13 protein-coding genes are annotated in these 18,659 nt (G+C 42.6%); 6 read left to right on the top strand and 7 right to left on the bottom strand.

Going from position 1 to position 18,659, the window contains the following annotated elements:
- Positions 1-10 precede the first annotated feature (10 nt).
- The 3 genes from ACESM0_RS00245 to ACESM0_RS00235 form a co-directional block, all read right to left on the bottom strand.
- The gene (locus tag ACESM0_RS00245) at positions 11-1,048 is read right to left on the bottom strand and encodes a BF3164 family lipoprotein (RefSeq protein WP_372902475.1); all 1,038 of its coding nucleotides are present in this window, start codon (positions 1,046-1,048) and stop codon (positions 11-13) included.
- A 100-nt stretch (positions 1,049-1,148) separates the two neighbouring features.
- Positions 1,149-1,328, bottom strand: coding sequence for a hypothetical protein (locus ACESM0_RS00240; protein ID WP_372902474.1), 180 nt, complete (start codon positions 1,326-1,328; stop codon positions 1,149-1,151).
- Positions 1,329-1,556: 228 nt separating this feature from the next.
- Positions 1,557-4,883, bottom strand: coding sequence for a lamin tail domain-containing protein (locus ACESM0_RS00235; RefSeq protein WP_372902472.1), 3,327 nt, complete (start codon positions 4,881-4,883; stop codon positions 1,557-1,559).
- Between the two features lie 411 nt (positions 4,884-5,294).
- Between ACESM0_RS00235 and ACESM0_RS00230 the strand changes: the two genes are divergently transcribed.
- Positions 5,295-5,675: a hypothetical protein gene (locus ACESM0_RS00230; protein WP_372902470.1), complete on the top strand. Its 381-nt coding sequence runs from the start codon at positions 5,295-5,297 to the stop codon at positions 5,673-5,675.
- Between the two features lie 11 nt (positions 5,676-5,686).
- Here ACESM0_RS00230 and ACESM0_RS00225 read toward each other — a convergent pair whose 3' ends face one another.
- Complete coding sequence (locus ACESM0_RS00225; RefSeq protein WP_372902468.1) at positions 5,687-6,115, bottom strand: VOC family protein; 429 nt, start codon at positions 6,113-6,115, stop codon at positions 5,687-5,689.
- A gap of 192 nt (positions 6,116-6,307) precedes the next feature.
- Complete coding sequence (locus tag ACESM0_RS00220) at positions 6,308-7,030, bottom strand: DUF1499 domain-containing protein (RefSeq protein ID WP_372902466.1); 723 nt, start codon at positions 7,028-7,030, stop codon at positions 6,308-6,310.
- Positions 7,031-7,155: 125 nt separating this feature from the next.
- Between ACESM0_RS00220 and gltX the strand changes: the two genes are divergently transcribed.
- The 3 genes from gltX (at position 7,156) to lgt (ending at position 12,987) form a co-directional block, all read left to right on the top strand.
- Positions 7,156-8,646, top strand: coding sequence for a glutamate--tRNA ligase (gltX, locus tag ACESM0_RS00215; protein ID WP_372902464.1), 1,491 nt, complete (start codon positions 7,156-7,158; stop codon positions 8,644-8,646).
- Positions 8,647-8,798: 152 nt separating this feature from the next.
- Entirely contained in the window at positions 8,799-11,879 is a 3,081-nt protein-coding gene (locus ACESM0_RS00210; protein ID WP_372902462.1) for an AsmA-like C-terminal region-containing protein, read from the top strand.
- Between the two features lie 85 nt (positions 11,880-11,964).
- Positions 11,965-12,987, top strand: coding sequence for a prolipoprotein diacylglyceryl transferase (lgt, locus tag ACESM0_RS00205; RefSeq protein WP_372902460.1), 1,023 nt, complete (start codon positions 11,965-11,967; stop codon positions 12,985-12,987).
- A 74-nt stretch (positions 12,988-13,061) separates the two neighbouring features.
- Here the strand turns inward: lgt and ACESM0_RS00200 are convergent, their stop codons facing one another.
- Positions 13,062-14,075: a porin gene (locus ACESM0_RS00200; protein ID WP_372902458.1), complete on the bottom strand. Its 1,014-nt coding sequence runs from the start codon at positions 14,073-14,075 to the stop codon at positions 13,062-13,064.
- Positions 14,076-14,222: 147 nt separating this feature from the next.
- Positions 14,223-15,224: a hypothetical protein gene (locus ACESM0_RS00195; RefSeq protein WP_372902456.1), complete on the bottom strand. Its 1,002-nt coding sequence runs from the start codon at positions 15,222-15,224 to the stop codon at positions 14,223-14,225.
- Between the two features lie 596 nt (positions 15,225-15,820).
- On the opposite strand from ACESM0_RS00195, the gene ACESM0_RS00190 reads away from it, so the two are divergent.
- Together ACESM0_RS00190 and ACESM0_RS00185 are read left to right on the top strand one after the other, a co-directional pair.
- The gene (locus ACESM0_RS00190) at positions 15,821-18,085 is read left to right on the top strand and encodes a S9 family peptidase (protein WP_372902454.1); all 2,265 of its coding nucleotides are present in this window, start codon (positions 15,821-15,823) and stop codon (positions 18,083-18,085) included.
- A 24-nt stretch (positions 18,086-18,109) separates the two neighbouring features.
- Positions 18,110-18,547, top strand: coding sequence for a nucleoside deaminase (locus tag ACESM0_RS00185; protein ID WP_372902452.1), 438 nt, complete (start codon positions 18,110-18,112; stop codon positions 18,545-18,547).
- Positions 18,548-18,659: the final 112 nt, after the last annotated feature.

Genomic DNA, 18,659 nt, shown 5'->3' with positions numbered 1-18,659 from the left:
GTATCGTTCTTTAATCAGTAAGATTTAATTCAATCAACCTTATTGCCGCCTCGGGGTGATTTTGAGTCGAATAGACTTTACCGTCATCAGCAGAAATTGAAACGCTGAAATGATCCAGCTGAAAGCCTTCAATAAAGTTCAGGTCCCAGTCAAATACATGTAGAACCGACCCGTTTCCTGCACCATCAGCTCCGTAATTATTACCTGAATAGAGTGCATATATATAATTCTGATCTGAAGCAGCACTTACATAAGAAATAATAGCATCATCTTGAAATACAAATTCAGAACCAGCATAACTTACTCTGGGAACATCGTGTTCATCACTGCTGACTGTATGCAATAACTCTCCATCCAATCCATACAATTCAATTCGTTCAGCATAACTTGAAAAAAGTGCTAAACGGTCCATCCCTGAATGGTATACGGACTGAGATCTCCAGGCCGAGGCCAAATGTAATTTCCCAAACTGATCACCCAGTGATGTCAACTCCCCAAAACTCTTACTCCTTGTTAACTCAAAATCTCTTTTTTCAAATATTTCAAATTTTGATTCTGGTAGAATTCCTGTCACAAGAAAAAGATCTTCTGAAATTGAATATATATTGGTAGGCATTCCGCTAGTCCGGAAAGAGTATTCATTTGATTCAATTGCAAATTGGTTGTTTATTCTTACAAGTTTACGGCCACCGGTATCATACACGAATATTCCTCTACCGTTATTCTGAGGAAAAATTTGGTCAGGCGCCAGGAATTCACCCCCGCCCCTCCCTTCTCTTCCTAACTCCCTAAACAGATGTAGGTCATTCGCTTCATCAATTCTGAATATCCAAACAGAAGGTTTATTTGATCTATCTGTAACATAGATCTTGTCACCATCTCTTAGTGTTTTTAATGGAAAAATAACCTGATCATCAAGTAATACAGGTGATTCAACATTTTGTAATTCAATTTCACCAAATGGGCTTTGCTCTTGATGATCAACACAAGATATGAATAACAAAAGTATTAAAACTGTAATCGCGATAAAGACTTGTATCCTGAACATAGAATAAAGTTTAAACCTTATATTATTAAAAGGGCAGATTATAATTAAATAAATTTGTACCTGCCCTTTTTTAAAAAATTAATTTTAAAGCCACAAAGCTCTAAGTTATCTCAATTACCTCCTCATCTTCATCTTCACACTCCTCAGCTTCTTCAGCTGTTCGATTCCTCTCACCCCACCGCATTTCGGAATAAGCAACGCAATATTGCCATGACTCAGCACTAACACAAGAACCTTCACAATCACCACCGGAGATAGTGGAGAGAGATGAGTTGCTCACAAATATAGGGCCCTCTAATACTTCATTACTTTGTGAAGTTGTAAAGCCACCGGTAAACAGCAGCACCAAAAATATTATTATAATTTTGTTTATATGCTTAGTCTTGATAATAAATGATTTAGTTAATGGTGAAACGATATAGTACTTATATATATTTTTTTTACAACTGTTTTTTTTGCCTTTAAACGTAAGTCATGAAATAAAAAACAACTATCATCAATAGTTTAACTAAAACCTCCTCGCCAACACTACCGTCTCCCTGAAAACTTTTTTACTCCCGGTGGAGCCGTTATAAGCCTCCACGTAAACAATGTAGATACCTATACGATTTCTCTGTCCGTCATCAGTGCGTCCATCCCATATTAATGATCCATTTAAGCCGGCTGCATAGCTGTTTGCAAGATTTCGCACTAAGCGACCATATCGATCATAAATCCTCACCTTCAACATGTAATCCGGATTCTCAAATTGATAATTGATAACCAGATTATCGTCTACTCCATCATTATCAGGAGAGAAAGGATTGGGGGAAAGAGTTACTCCTTCTGGCCGATTCTCGCTCTCCGGCTGCTGAGTAAGACTATTCCGCGCCATGGGTGTTCCCCCAATAACTGTTGAATGAGATCCCCAGTTTGATGGATCACCGGAATCAGAATCCGGATTGATTCGCTCAAGGGAAATACCCTGTGTTGTAATCAGATTAGGGTTATGCCATTCCGGTTTGTAGTCCACCCTGTCAATCACCGTACCTGTGCTATCTGCCAGATAGACCGTTCGCCCCGACAACGTCAAACTCAAACTTGTACGATCTGCCCTCAACCCAAATGTGTCGTCCTCTTTCGGAACACCAAAAGCAATTCCTGTTCGACTCTCAGACAGAGAAATATCCTCAGATTCAGGATAGAACAATGCAAAGCCATTCGCCGGTATCCACCGCTGCGAAGAGGAAACAGGGTCTATTATCGTGAAGTTATTACTATTGTCCGGTTCATCATGCAAATAAACTCCCTCCAGTGATATTGCATAGGGCTGTCTGTTGTAAATCTCCAGGTATTCTGACTGATCAGGCACCCCGTCGGTTCCCCTCGATAGCGGATGATACATAATCTCATTAATTATCAAATCGCCCATTGTTAACGGCTGCGCAATTTCAATTTCATCAGCTGTGGTATTGCCTTTAAAATCTCTTAGTCCTTCTACTCTTAAGACATTTTCCTCACCAAAAAGCACTTGCCCTGTGTCGAGCAGAATCCGGTTCGCACTTCCCCTATCGTAAAAAATTACATCAGCCTCCTCTCCGTTGACTAAAAACCGTGTTGAAGATGACAACTGATTTGAGGGAAAGCTTGAAAATTGAGTCTGCCCGTTAACTGTTTCTGTTAGATCAACAAATTTACTGAATACGATCTCAAGTGAATCGGGATGGCTCAGGTTTGCGAACTGAACCTTTGGCGGAGTTAAATCTATTTCGTAGCGACTATTCTCTGCAGCCGGCGTGGACCCGATCTCCGCAGAGCTATCCTCCCAGTTAAATGGATCTATCGAAAGTGCAGCCGGATCTCTTCTTTCCAATGAAATTCCCGGTCTGTTACTTCCCCAATCCGGACTGTAGGCCAAGCTATCCATAATAATTCCTTCTTTGTTTCTGAATCCAAGACTGCTTCCGGAATTTCTTAGCCCGGGGAATCCGGCCAGATAAATAATTTGAGGCGATTGTCCTGCAAAATTTTGTTGATCCGTAAAAACCAGAAAGTTGCTTCCCCTTAAAACACTGTTTTGAGGCAGAGTTGCACTACCTGATCCCGTAAAAAACTGCCACCCACTTACATCAATTGTTTTATCTGTTCTATTAAAAATCTCAACAAATTCGGGACTCCCTGCCCTTTCCCTCCGATACAGGATTTCATTGATCACCAAATCACCGGGAGATGCTTCATCAAACTCCAAAAATTCCAACGTTCTGGATGTTTGCTGGAGCTCATTTCCAAACAGATCTTTCACACCATCAACAGTGATCGTGTATTGTCTCCCATTTTGAAACTCCTGACGTAAATGAATTAAAACTTCATTCTTCTCTGCGTTGATTTCGAGGATGCCAATTGCCGGCTCGAGGCTGTAACTACTTTGCTGCATAGCACTTTCAGGATCTATCGTTTTACTGAACCGCAATCGGAGCCCGCGATTCTCGTAAAAACTCACTTCATTCAAAACGGGCCTGTCTGAATCGGGCTGAACCTGATTTTGTTCACCCGGCGTACCCAGCAAGGTGGCCGGCGACTCAGCCCAGTTTTCAGCATAAATGGAAGCAACGTCCGGGCTTTTACGCTCCAGTGCAATCTCTCTTCCTCCCCATACAGACGGTATATATTCTAATGAATCTGCAAGAACACCTGAAGCATCCATTATTCGTATCTGCTCCGGCAGGGTTGAAGTAAAACCTGGAAAATCATTCATTTGAACGGCATGAACTTCTCCAAATACATTTTCCAGTGCATTGTAATTGTCTGTCACAACAAGATAATTTCCTGGACCAATAGTTATGGGGCCGGTAGATATAACCCCTCCCGGATTTGAAGAGATCTCCTTGCGCAGCAGCTTCCAGTTTCTCAGATTTAAGTACTTATCGCTTCTGTTGAATAGCTCCACATAAGAAGGATAACCTTGCGGTGGATCATACATAAACTCGTTAACCACAATATCACCCGCTGTATGTGTGTCGTAAATCGTAAATACAAACTCCTCATCGTCATTAATTGCCCATCCCGGCAGGCTTCGGATTTCTCCGGTACGCACCGTTTTATCTCCGGATTCCGGCTGTGCATCAAACTGAAGCCGTACAATATTAGGGTCAGTCAAAACAGCTGAGATTGGCTCACGTCCATCCAGATTGAAATTTCCCGGATAGACGTCAACCGGATTTACATCTGAATTAAAAATGAGGAAGATATCCCCGTCCGAACTCACCTGAATTCCTGTAATTGTGAAAGGAAACTCATTGTCGACAAGATTTCTTTCTCCGGGAGTGCCTAAAAGCTCGGAAGGTGACTCAGCCCAGTTCTCGCTATAAATTGAAGGAAAATCCGCGCGCCTTCTCTCCAGAGCCACCCCAGCTCCACCCCATTCCGCAATGGTATATTTGAGTGAATCAACTGCTTCTGCCGTGTTACTTAACAACCGAATCTCATCCCCCGCCAGCCTGTCAAACTCTGGAAATAGTGACATCTCAATCCGGTTCACATCACCGTAAATAAACTCAAGAGTGGCGGCATCAGGTGTAATTACGATAAATTCATCCGGTTCAAGAATGATTTCCTGATCAGAAATCACCCCTCCATTGTTATCTGTTCCATCTCTTTGGAATAACTGCCAGCCCTCAAGGTTTACAGCATCAGTGCCGATGTTATATAACTCCACATAGGAGATATATTCCGGTGGCGGGTCCACCATAAATTCATTTATAACAACAGATGATTGCCCAAAGAGATTACTACCCGGAAAGGCTAATAAACCGGCCAAACATAATAATCCAACAATCTTATGTAGAATTGTCCCCATTTCAATTCTATTTTTCTCTCTGTTTTTTTACTACAATGTTTTCAATTTACATTTTGAAGATGATCACCGCAAGAGAATCTATATTTTGATTCACAACCGTCATAAACGATCAGCCATGAAGACAGATCCTTATCACCTCTACAGGCTATCTATTTTCTCTCAACCTGATATTTTGTGATTGGGATTACCAAAGATTCATACTTAATGCCTATCTGCTGGCTAGGCACCTTCTAAAGGTAAGTTGCTAATATCTTCGAAAAAAGAAGGGAGAGCTTCGCTACACCTGAAATCCGCTATGAATGGGTGGAAATGAAAAACTCTATAAGATTTATGATGTTTTGAACAGTAATGATTTTGAATCATTCATAAATACAATACTTTAACCAACAGAAATTTCAATCTGAGTATACTATGAGCAGGCGAATTCCTTTTCGAATTAAAAATCTAAACTACGGCCTGACAGAAGCGAAGGGCTTACTCCATATTGGAGAGGATGAACTCGTATTGGAATTAGAAAGCCAGGATACCGTTGTTGGCCTCATTAAGTCCGAATTGAAAGAGATTGTCATTCCTTTCGGGGATGTAGAAGAAATAAATTACAAAGCGGGCTGGTTTAGTGCCAAGATTGAAATTGTAGGAAAATCGATGAAAGTGATGAATGATCTCCCTGGGGCTGATCACGGCTCAGCCACACTACATATTCGCCGAAGAGACAGGGAAAAAGCCGAACGCGTGTTAAGCCGCGCCCGGCTTGAACTTTCAGAGTTTAAACTCAAAGAGCTCGAAGGATAAATTCTCTTTATCTACTTGGCAAATATCTGACTCTCGTCTCTAAACGCCTTAAATTCAAGTGCATTTCCACTTGGGTCCAGAAAAAACATTGTGGCCTGTTCGCCGGGCTTTCCTTCAAAACGAACATAGGGTTCGATCACAAAGTTGATCTCATGCTCCTTTAATCGATCTGCGAGCTCTTGAAATTCATCCCACTCAAGGATTACCCCAAAATGTTTGGCCGGCACGGCGTGTCCGTCCACTTCGTTTGAAGCCGACTTGCCCGCGTCATCCGGACTTACATGAGCCACTACCTGGTGCCCCCAAAAATCGAAATCAATCCATTTATCGGAACTCCGACCGGTTTTGCAACCAAGAAGATCTCTGTAAAAGGTCATTGTTTTTTTTAACTCTTTAACGGGAAAAGCAAGATGAAACCGGGGAATTTTAGAATCTGACATAATTGCTAGTTCATTCATTTGGTGATTGGAATTTCTATAAATATACGTCCAGCAGTTTTGATGAGCAAAATCCGTTTAATAAGTATACTTTCACAATTCGCACTAAATATTTCTTGATTGTGAAACTTCCTGTTGTAAAGTTTCACCCAATCAATCATTCACTTGTCAACCCCTTTGTGCTTTCTGAAAAGTTTACTCAAATCTATTTTCAAGGTCGTCCAAAAATTGTTCGATTCGTTTCGCATTCACGCCCACATCACTTCGGCCAATTCTGGATTTAGAGCGCATGTCAACACGAGTTCCTTCACTGGTTTCAGAAAATCGCAAAACAACATCATCCTTAAATCCAAACCACGCCAGCTTTTCTGTGGCCTCAATCCTGCCTTGCTGCCGGTTAATGGCTACTAATTCCCACCTACGATTTACAACCAGCATTACCGCTTCATCCATTACATCTTGCAGATCTGCATCCAGTATCAAGGGCTGAATTTCGGGATACGCTTCACGCTGAGCATTTGCAGTTTCTTCACCCGCATATTCCGGAGGATTCGGGGCGTCAGTACGTAATCTTACCATAGCGTTAAACTCAGGCGGTGACTCCAGATCTGTAGAGATATCATGTATTGCCGGCACAGACTGTGCTCTTTGCTGCCAGTAGAGTGCTGTACCCGATGCCGCCCCCGACAGAAATAATATAATTACGAGGTAAGAGGTTGCCTTAAATCCGGACTTCCGTAAAAACCAGAGAGATACCGCACTGACTACAAATATCCCAATCAATGCATAAGCGGCATACCGTAGCAGTGTAAAACCTGTACCCAGCTCCCAGACATTCCACTGATAACCATAACCGGACATCAAAAATATCAAAGCAACAAAGAAGGTTAAATAGAGAAGAATTCTAGCAAATTTCATAAGAATAGTGTTTTAGTTAATCTCTTTAGGGGCCATTATCAAGAAGCAATCGGATTTGATTAGCCTTCGTTCATAAATCGCCGTATTTTTAAAAGCTAATTAAATTTCACCATAAAACAAGTTTCATGGAAGGATCAGTACGCGTTCGTTTTGCACCATCACCCACAGGATTTTTACACATCGGTGGACTCCGAACAGCACTATACAACTATCTGTTTGCAAAATCCCACAAAGATGGGAAATTTATTTTAAGAATAGAGGATACCGATCAAAGCAGATATGTAGAGGGAGCAGAACAGGACATCATTGACTCGCTGAATTGGTGTGGCATGGATATTGACGAAGGGCCAGATGAAGGCGGTGATTTTGGACCTTACCGGCAAAGTGAACGCCAGGAGATCTATAATAAATATGCCAAACAGCTAATTGACGAGGACAAAGCCTACTACGCGTTCGACACTACCGATGAAATCGATCAGATGCGGGAGCGCCTGAAGAAATCAGGGAATCCATCTCCAAAATATGACGCTGTTACACGTCAATCGATGAAAAACAGCCTCACTCTTCCACAGGATGAAGTTGAGAAAAAACTTGAAGCGGGTGATGAATATGTTGTTCGCCTAAAAGTACCGCGAAGAGAAACCATCCGTTTTGAGGATCTCATTCGCGGACATGTTTCATTCGAATCAAAAGGATTGGACGATCAGGTTCTGCTAAAATCTGACGGGATGCCTACCTACCATCTTGCAAATGTTGTGGACGATCATTTGATGGAGATCTCTCATGTTATTCGTGGAGAGGAGTGGCTCAGCAGTACGCCAAAGCATATTCTTCTGTATCAGGCGTTTGGCTGGGAACCCCCGCAAATGGCACACCTTCCACTTATCATGTCGCCAAGCGGGGGCAAACTCTCCAAGCGGAAAGCAGAGGAAGAGGGAATTCCTGTGAACACCAAAGAGTATATCAAACAACATTATGAGCCGGAAGCACTGGTCAATTTCCTGGCGTATCTAGGCTGGAGTCCGGGAGACGACAGTGAAATTCATTCTCTGAATGAACTCTGCCAGCTCTTTACGCTAGATCGGGTTAGCAAAGGCGGTGCGGTGTTTAATCACAAAAAGTTACTGTGGTATAACGAGCACTACCTGCGAGAGCAAACAAACAAAGCCATTGCCGAACGATTAAGGCCAATCGCAAAAACCAAAGGTGTTGAATTTCCGGATGATGAATATCTGCAGAAAGCAATTTCGCTTTTGAAAGACCGCGTCAGTAAAATTGATGAACTTCTGGAAATGGGAAGTTTCTTTTTCGAAGATCCTGAAGAGTATGATGAAAAAGCTCTCAAAAAGTGGAAATCCGACAGCTCAGACCTGGTTTCTCAATACAGAGAGAAAATTAGCGAGCTTGAGGATGACGAATTTAAAGCAGCCACATTAAAGAGTCATCTCGAAGATGTGATCAATGCAAATGATGTTGGTTTTGGTAAATTAATGATGCCTCTTCGTATTGCCGTAACAGGACAGGGTTTTGGGCCCGACCTATTCACCTCAATGCAGCTTCTTGGAAAAGAAACGGTACTCGAAAGAATAGATACTGCACTCGAGAAACTAGGATAAAGCGAAAATCAACTCGGATTTTTTAAAAGCCTGTTTTGCTTAATCATTTAGCACTACAGGCTTTTTTATTTTGGATCATAACTTTCCTGTACTCGAAAATTAGCCGAAACCTGTTATCTTATAAAAAATAGTACAATAACAATCGGAGACACATGAAAACCTTCCTCAAGATCTTCGCAGGCTTCATCATCCTGCTCACCATTATCATTGTAGCGCTGAACCTCTATTTCACTGATGACCGTCTAAAAGGAATGATTCTACCCGAAGTCCGGGCCATCACCGGCAGCGATGTTCAGGTTGAAAATATGTCGCTTACCTTTTTCCGAACCTTTCCACAGTTTGGTGTTGAGCTGGAGAATTTTCTACTTCCCACTCCGGAGGGAGATATGTTAGCAACCGTTGATGATCTTGTTGTAGGTGTTGAGCTCTTACCACTGATTAAAAGTGAGTTATCCATATCAGAGCTCTCGATTAATCGGCCTTCAATTTCGTATCATATTTATGAGGATTCCACATCTAATGTAGATTTCTTACTCGCTTTAGCTGACGAAGGATCTGCCGAGGAAGAGGAAGGTATGGCTATCGATATTTCCCGGTTCACGATCCGTGAAGCAGAACTCACATACAGAGATGAAACCACCCGTTCTCTGTTCAACCTATCGGAACTGGATGCCGACATTTCACTCCGTTTCGCCGACTTGATTGAAAGTACTGTGGATGCTCAACTCGGCTCCCTGAGTGCCACTATTGACGAAACCAATTACGTCAGCAATCTATCCCTAAGTCTAAACCAAACCTCCACACTTGATCTCGAAAATGAAGTTTTAACTCTGAGTGAAGGTGTTTTTTCCATTCGTGAACTGGCCCTGAACCTTACGGGTAACATCTCGAACTGGAGTTCTGATGCACCGTCAGTGGATCTCCAATTCTCATCCAGCTCAGATAATTTTGGGGAACTTCTGCGTCTGGCGCCGCCGGAATATGATGAAGTTCTTGCCGGACTCGAAACCCGTGGCTCAATGCGTCTGGAAGGATCAGTTTCAGGGCAACTAACGGAGGAGGATCTGCCTCAATTCGATCTTGTTATTGATGTGGCCGACGGATTCCTGCAAAATCCGGATCTTTCCGACGCTATCGAGGATATAATCATTCAGGTAGATATTAGTAACGACCTTGCTACCATCCGTGATTTTCGTGCACGGGCAGGAGACAATACCGTAACAGCAACAGGTACTCTCGAACGTCCGCTTGACGATGATGGGGTTTTCTCTGTTGAACTGGACGGCGATGTGGATCTCGGGACGCTGAGCCGTTTTTACCCTATCGAAGAGTTTGGAGTTGATGAACTTGCCGGAATAGTGGAAGCAAATGCCAATGCAAATGGTCAGATGGATCAACCTGAAGAGGCAACCTTTTCGGGAATTTTCAAGCTTACAGATGGCAGAATTAAATATGCGGATGTTCCTCGACCAATCGAAAATATAGAAGCCGATATTGAAGCGAATCAAGATCGAATTACGATCAATCAGTCGGGACTCAGAGCAGAGTCTAATCTGTTTACTATGACGGGATCTGTTCTCAACCCATTGAATGAAAATACCCGATCGGTTGACCTTTCAGCCAATTTGAATTTTGACCTGGCTACTGTCAAAGAATTCTACCCGATTGATGAGGACACGTTGATGATGCGAGGACAGCTGGATGCACAAATTCAACTTCAGGGAGAACCTGACCCGGATCAAATTGAAGCCCTTCTTCAAAGCAGTACAATTGAACTGCAGGACGGCTACCTATCGCACAGCAGTGTGGCCCGTCCGCTGGAAGACATCACCTTTGTTGCCGAAGCTACGGGTACACGCTTAACAATCAGCAATTCACGATTCCGAACCGGCGAAAATGCCCTCGCCATGACCGGTAGTGTTTCCAACTATTTAAGTGAAGATCCTACATTCGATCTAACATTCGATGGAAATGCTCTTTTTGATGACATCTCCACATACTACCCGCTTGAACCCTGGATTCAGGAACTGACAGGTAATGCAGTCATGAATCTGAATGCGCGGGGTCCGGCCGGTGATCCGACTCAAATTGCTCTGAACGGATCATTACAGGTAAGCAACGTCAATGCCATCGGAGACTCCATCCCCCTACCGGTAACGGATCTTCAGGGAAGACTGAGTGCAACCCCTGAGGTGATGACGCTGGAACAATTCTCCATGAATTATGGCTCGTCAGACTTTGAACTGGAGGGCTCACTCCGCAGATATCTCGGTTTCCTTGAAGAGAGTCACAATTCGGAAGCAACGATGCCAAATATGACGGGAAACTACCGCAGCCGATTCCTCAACATGGATGAAATGATTGACTGGGAGGAAGAAACAGATGAAGAGCCGCTGCCCATCAACCTGCCAAATCTGACCGCAGATGTAACGGCAAATATTGATAGTCTCGTAATATTTGGGTTGCCGATCACATCAATCACCGGTTCAGGACGAATGAACCCCGACGAGCTGATTCTGGATGAATCTGAAGCCAGCATGTTCGAAGGCGCTGCTACAGGTACAATGATCTGGAAAGTGCCCGATCCGCTTCGAACCAATGTTCAGTTTAACGGATCTCTTACCGATTTACGGGCAAAGGCATTTTTCCGTGACACCGGTTTTATGGGAAGCGACAGTAAGTTTCATGAATACATCAGCGGACTATTTAGCTCAGAATTTGAATATTATACCGAACTGGATGAAACGGCTGCACCGGACATCACCACAACGGATGCCTCAGGAACTTTCGGGCTGGCCGAGGGACGAATTGAAGGACACCCGATACAGCAACGTCTGGCTCAGTTCCTCCGGGCAGATGAACTCAACCGAATGAACCTGGATGAATTCACTTCCACTTTTGCCATCAAAGATACCGTAATGACACTGGAAGATTTCAGTCTAACCAGTGACAACATCGGCATGGAGTTGGAAGGAACGCAGCACTTGGTAACCGATGCAATTAATTACAAAGCCACACTTTTCCTTCCCGAACGGTTTAAACGTGGCATTGCAACAGTCATATCAAAAGAAGCGGCCGAGGCACTTCAGCGGGAAGACGGTACACTTGCAGTACCGGTTCTCATTACCGGAACATCGGAAGATCCACAGGTACGCCCCGATACGTCAGTCATTCAGGATATTCTCCGCGATCGTGCGGGAGACGCTCTTCGCAGAATTTTTGGAGGAAATTGATGATTTTGGAGCTGCCAATAATTTGAATGCAGCTTCCATCACTCTTTTGTATTTTGGACGGCGCCACTTGAACTAAAATCATCTTATGAACAACAGTAATCATATTGTCTGGGATTTTGACCCCGTATTGGTCAACATTCCTGAAATCACTTTTCCGGTTCCAATTTCTATCTGGGGGCTTGTAATTGCGGCAGCTCTCATCTATTTCGGATGGAGCAAGATTAAGCCTCCTGCACAAAATGGAAAACCGGCACCCGAACCGAAAGGATGGAAAGCTGCAGGGTTGATCATTGGAGCATTTATTGTCGGGCAGCTCCCCTTCCTGTTTATTAATTCTCCTACAATCAGTTCATTTGGTCCCTTGCAGCCTCGCTGGTACGGACTAATGTTTGCCATGGCGTTTATGTCCGGTTATTTCGTTGGGTTAAAAATGTACCGAGATGCGGGACGCAGCCAGGAAGAGCTCGACAGACTCCTTATCTACGTGATTGTAGCTACGGTAATCGGAGCGCGACTGGGGCACGTATTCTTCTATAACCCAGAGTATTTTCTCAGAAATATCCATCTGATTCCTCAGGTCTGGACCGGCGGTCTCGCAAGCCATGGAGCCGCAATTGGAATTATCATTGCAATGTATCTCTATGCCAGACGAACAGCCAAAACTTCTTTTATGTGGGTAGCCGACAGGGTTGTTCCGGGAGTTGCAATCGGCGGAATGTTTATTCGGTTTGGCAACTTTTTTAACTCTGAAATTATCGGAAATCCAACAGATCTTCCCTGGGGTATTATCTTTAAGAACTCCGCTTATCTTACTGAAGCGGAGAAGATGGTACCGCGCCACCCTTCTATGCTTTATGAATCTATGCTATGCGTGATTGTTCTCGCAATACTTTGGGTCATATACAAGAAATACAAAACAAGCCCGCCGGAAGGGGCGCTCTTTGGCACCTTTCTGGTTACATTGTTTACGGGCCGTTTTCTGATTGAATTCACTAAGGCAACCCAGGCCGATTTTCTGGTCGGTGCCGCTTTTGACATGGGTCAACTCCTGAGTGTTCCCTTCGTACTTATTGGAATCTGGATTCTATGGAAAAAAGTGAAGTGGTAAAATTTATTTAACCGAAATAAAAAAAGGAGTGTCAGGTTAAACCTGACACTCCTTTTTTGTTTTCAAGATGTTGCTTAGAAGTGAAACTGAAGATTGCCGGAGATTCCGGCCTGATTATCAACTCCATCGTTGAATTGGAGTAAGCCGTTTAGCTGAAAACTGACCAACTGCGTTGTCTGGTAGTTCCATCCAAGCACTACTCGGTTCGAATCATTTCCAAGTTCATCGTATGATAAATGGTCAACTCTTGCCAATAACTGACTCTGTTCTGAGATGTTACTTCCTACCGTTGCATAAAATCCTGTAATGGTTTCGTCCAAACCGCTTCCTGCTAACTCAAAATCAGTCTGAAGAAATTCAACGGTTCCAAAAAACGTGTCACTGTCGTATTTCACAAACGTTCCGTAAATCGTTCTGTCACCGGCAGAAATTAAGCCTGTATTTCCAACCGATTCTCCTTCAGATGTATTTACAGCACCGTTCAATCCAAAGTCGACTGTACCATTATCTTCGAGATTTACTTGATAGCCTAGTCGTACGGTGTAGAGAAAATTATTGTCATCGTTTCCAAGCTGGCGCCCGTTTCCATTATATATTCCAAAACGGTAGTTGAAACCTTCAGTTTCTCCTAAAGCTGTAACACCCAATTCACGGGAATTCAACATAGACCCCACTAATCGGGCACGGTTAATAAAATCTGTTGCGGCCGGACTCGGATCCAGATCAGAACTCAAAAAAGGTTTAAACATTCCGGTTACAATTCTGAACTGATCTGAGAACCGGTAGCCCACCTGCGCATCTATGATACTGGGTGATCTCCTGAAATCGAGCTGCATTCTGTAAATAAAATTGCTGGGAAGCTGCCCTTTGATGTCCAGTCGGGTTGCACCGAGTTCAAATTGTCGCCCCCCGTTAAAACTATCATCATCAAGCGAAAGTACCCCCACGGATTGAAGCAGCAGACCTACATTAAATTCTTCCGATTTGAGGCGGTTTTCCAAATCATCTACGGTATCTGAATTTGTCTGTCCATATGCCAGCGAAAGAGGCATTAATAAAACAACAATAAATAACGGCACCTTTTTCATAGAATCTTCTTTTTTAATTTTCTTAGTGATTGGCACTTATCGGCTGATCTGCAAATCAATTAAACATGGCGCATCTCAGCCTATTTTCAGTGATGTATAGGGTAATCTTTGATATCTGTTCCTTACAGTAGTTGAGATATAATTTCTTTAGAAATAGAACTGAAAATTCCCGGATACTCCGGCCTGACTATCAGAAACCTCATTTACCTGATAGATTCCGTTTAGTTGAATACTCACCAATTCTGTCATTTGGCGAGTCCAGCCCAACAGAATCCGATCTGAATCCTCAATTCCCGAAACATCGAACGAGAGGTGATCCCATCGAATCAATAAATCATCTTTATCAGTAGCATGATATCCAACCGTTCCATAAAACCCGGTGATTTTTTCTTCCAAAGCTGTATTGTTCAAGTCGAATTGGCTTTCCAGAAATTCGGCAGTTCCAAAAAAGGTCTCGCCATCATATTTGATATAGGCGCCATAAATAGACCTGTCACCGGCCGACTCTAAACCTGTGTTTCCAACAAATTCTTCCCGGGTCCTGTTCAGTGAAGCGTTCAAACCAAAATTAAAATCATCGGTTTTATAACCGATTCTACCCGTATAGAGAAATCTATTATCGTTGGCCCGGCTATAACCGGTACCATTATAAATCCCCACACGGTAGTAAAAGCCGTCAAAATCACCCAGGAAAGTCAAGCCTGTCTCTCTTGCATTGACCATAGCCCCAACCAGCCTGGCGCGATTGATCATATCTGTTTTGGCAGGACTAGGATCCAGCTCCAAGACCATAAATGGCTTCCTTTCACCGGCAATCAACCGGAATTTTTCTGAAATTCGATAACCGACAAATGCATCTATTACAGATGGTGTACGAGTAAGCTGCAATTGTAGCCGGTACATAAAATTATTTTGCAGAGATCCCTTGAAATCCAGCAGTGGGACCCCTATTCTAAATTCTCGTCCGCCGTTGAAATTATCATCCTGAAAAGAGATTGCCGCCGTAGATTGTAAAAGCATTATTACATTAAACTCCTCTGTTTTGAATCGCTCATTATACTCTTCGAGAAGTACTGAACTACTGTCTTGAGCCAGTGACATTGAGCTAAATAGAAGTGTAATTACTGTAACAAATAGAATTTTTTTCATAGCCTTACTTTATCTTGCTTATGGTTTCTCTATTTCTCTAAATATTTTTTACTAACAATCGGCTTTTTGGACACCTCCGTATCAATCTTATTAGATTCCGTGAGGCATTAGCAGTTAGCATTTTTCTTACCAATCAAAATAAGCACGCTTTCTCTTCATATCATTTTTAATTGATGAAAAAAGCTTTAATTGAAGAAAACCGCTTACAATCTTCTATCTATTTACGGTTCGATTAGCATTCTGACCACTCCATTTTTTAATAAATCAACAGACAGCTTAATCACACATTTTTTATTTTATAGAGAATTATAAGAAGCAAGTTTGAGAAAATAGTCTCGTTAACCTTACAGTAATTTTGATATCTATTTTTGAGTTGTTATTGATCTATTCACCGATGGAGCCGGGTGTAATTAATCATGGAAGAAGTGCTCTTATTGTTGTATTAAATAGACTTAGACTTCTAGGTTGAGGCAGGTTGTTATCCGATACTGAGTTAATTTTCCTAATCTACTGAATATTTACTTTCTTAATTCTTAAAGAAACAGTGTCAGGTACGTGCCGTTATAAGTAATTTGTTCCCAAATTAATTACAGAAAATGATGATGGTGTGGAAAAAACCGAGTTACGGGTTTCTGTTGATGTCCATTTTTTGGTTCTCAGTTAGCTTTTTGCAGGCAGATGCTCAGGAGAACAAAACGTATCAAAGTTTGCAGCACGCACTATTCTCAAGCGGGCAGTTAACCGGAAATCCGGGGCCATCAAATATTCGTTGGATTGACAATGGAAATCAATACTCATATCTGGAGAAAAACCTGCAGCACTTTGCACCTGAAATCAGAATTCATGATCTCACAACACAAGAAGACTCACTGCTGTTTCACCCGGCTGAACATATTTTTCCTCATACTTCCATGCCTTTTTACTTTGAGGACTACCAATGGTCGAAAGACGAAACAAGCATTCTATTTAAAACAAATACTATATCTCAACCTAACACCTCATGGAAATACAACATTTCAGGTATCGCCGACTACTTTCACTTTGATATCTCTTCGAAAGAGATCACCTACGTTGTTAATAGAGCATTCAACGCCAGGCTCTCGCCCGATGGCAAAAAGGTAGGGTATCATAAAAACGGTGAGATGTTTATTTACGATATCGAGACGGGAATAGAAAAGCAGCTCACAAATTCTTCTGTAGAAGATCTCTACAACGGCCGTTTTGGCTGGGTTTATGAGGATGCATTTAAGTTGACTCAGGCATGGGAGTGGAGTAACGACAGCCGGCACATCGCCTACTGGCAAAGTGATGAGCGAGATGTAAACCAGCTCAGTCTGCCCAATTATGAGGGACTTTACACGGAATACAACACGTTCCCCTATTCAAAACCCGGAACTAACAACCCAACTGTAAATATTGGGATATTGGACGTTAAAACCGGGGAAAATCAATGGGTTGACCTGGAAGACGAAAATGGCCTGATCCCACGTATTTATTGGACTGCAAATCCCTCAGAGTTAGCTGTTGTATGGATGAACAGAGAGCAAACAGAAATGAAGCTCTATTTTTATGACGTCATTTCACAAAAGAAACGACTGGTTTTGGAGGAAAAATCAGATGATGGGTGGATCGACATCCTAAGCTTCTTTTCGGACGCAAATAATTATCTCTTTTTTCCATCCGACCGAAACGAGTTTTTCCGGATGTCTGACAGAAACGGATTTAATCATATCTACCGATACGACTATGACGGAAAACTTGTAAATCAAGTCACTGAAGGAGATTGGGAGGTTACTCAGATTTTGTCAATCAATACCGAGACAGAGACAATCTATTATGAATCGACAGAAGCAAGCCCCCTTGAGCGGCATCTTTATTCCATCAGTTTCGACGGTACAAATAAAGTGCAGTACTCAAACTCACCGGGCAAGCATTCTTTTAATATGAGCCCCGACGGAAAATACTATTTCGACAGATGGTCCAATACAGAAACCCCGCACAAAATCGATCTCAAAACTACCCTGAATGGCGGTAAATTGATTGAGACTATTGACAATGGCGAAGCTGTTGAATCATATATTGAGGAGTATGCCTATCAGCCCAGGGAACTTTTCAATTTTACAACAGAACAAGGCGTGGACCTGGAGGGGTATCTGATACGACCGCACAATTTTGATCCCGATAAAAACTATCCACTGGTACTGATGATCTACGGTGGGCCGGGCCATCAGGGAGTATTCAATGAATTTGAAACATCAACGTGGGTGCAATATCTGGCCCAACAGGGCTATGTAATAGCCAATATCAACAACCGGGGAAGTAGCGGTTACGGCCGGGGTTTTAAAAAGTCAGTCCATAAAAAACTAGGGTTATTGGAAGCAGAAGATTATGCCGCTACGGCGAAACACCTTTCGAAACGATCCTGGATAGATGAAAACAGGATCGCTATTCGCGGGCACAGTTACGGTGGTTTTATGGCCGCACTTTCAGCAGTTCTACATCCGAACGTTTACAAACTAAGCCTGGTTGGCGCACCGGTAACCGACTGGCGACTCTATAAGTCGATCTATACAGAACGCCACATGGGGTTGCCGGATGAGAATGAAGAGAACTACGATAACATTTCAATTATGAAGCATGCCCATGAACTAAAAGCCAAAATGCTTGTAGCTCACTCCTCCTTGGATCAAGACGTTCATATACAGAACACCATGCAGATGATTACAGCTTTTACCGAAGCCGGCAAAGACGTAGATCTGAGGATCTTCCCAAAAGGAAGCCATGCGGTGACTTACAATTCTCAAAGTCATCTTCTTCTTTACCAGATTTACACAGATTATCTGGAAACACATTTAAAATGAATTTAAAGAGAATACAACTTTTATATGATCAAACCTGACCTTCGAATTATGAAAGCGGCCATAGAAATTGCCGAAGAAAATAGCACACCTTTTGGAGCCGCTTTAGCCATGGGAGATGAAATATTTATTACAGTAGCCAATCAAACAAAAAAATTACACGACCCAACCGCTCACGCCGAACTGTTGGCCATTCGAAAGTTAAGTAGTCTAGTTAAAAAAACAGACCTTTCAGGTTTTTCACTCTACACTACTTGCGAACCCTGTCCGATGTGTATGAGTGCTGCGATATGGGCAAAGATAGATGTTATTTATTTTGGTTGTGACATCCCCTCAATATCTAAAAATATGGACCAGATTGATATTCGGTCCAAGGATATCAACGAAAAAAGTTTCCACAATGTAACCATTCAAGGAGGAGTTCTGGAAAACAGATGTATGGAGTTACTGCAACTTTTCTCATAAGCTTTCTAAGACATGGATTGTAACTCCTGTACCCGGTATGTTTCCAATTTAACCTATTGTTCAGACTCTGCTTTTACAGAAAAAAATGATAAGTTTGGGCAGTTTGAAGTAC

This window comes from Rhodohalobacter sp., from assembly GCF_041686455.1.
Taxonomy (GTDB): Bacteria; Bacteroidota; Rhodothermia; order Balneolales; family Balneolaceae; genus Rhodohalobacter.
Note: the sequence above shows the minus strand (reverse complement) of the source record. Positions and strands in the feature narration are given on the sequence as shown.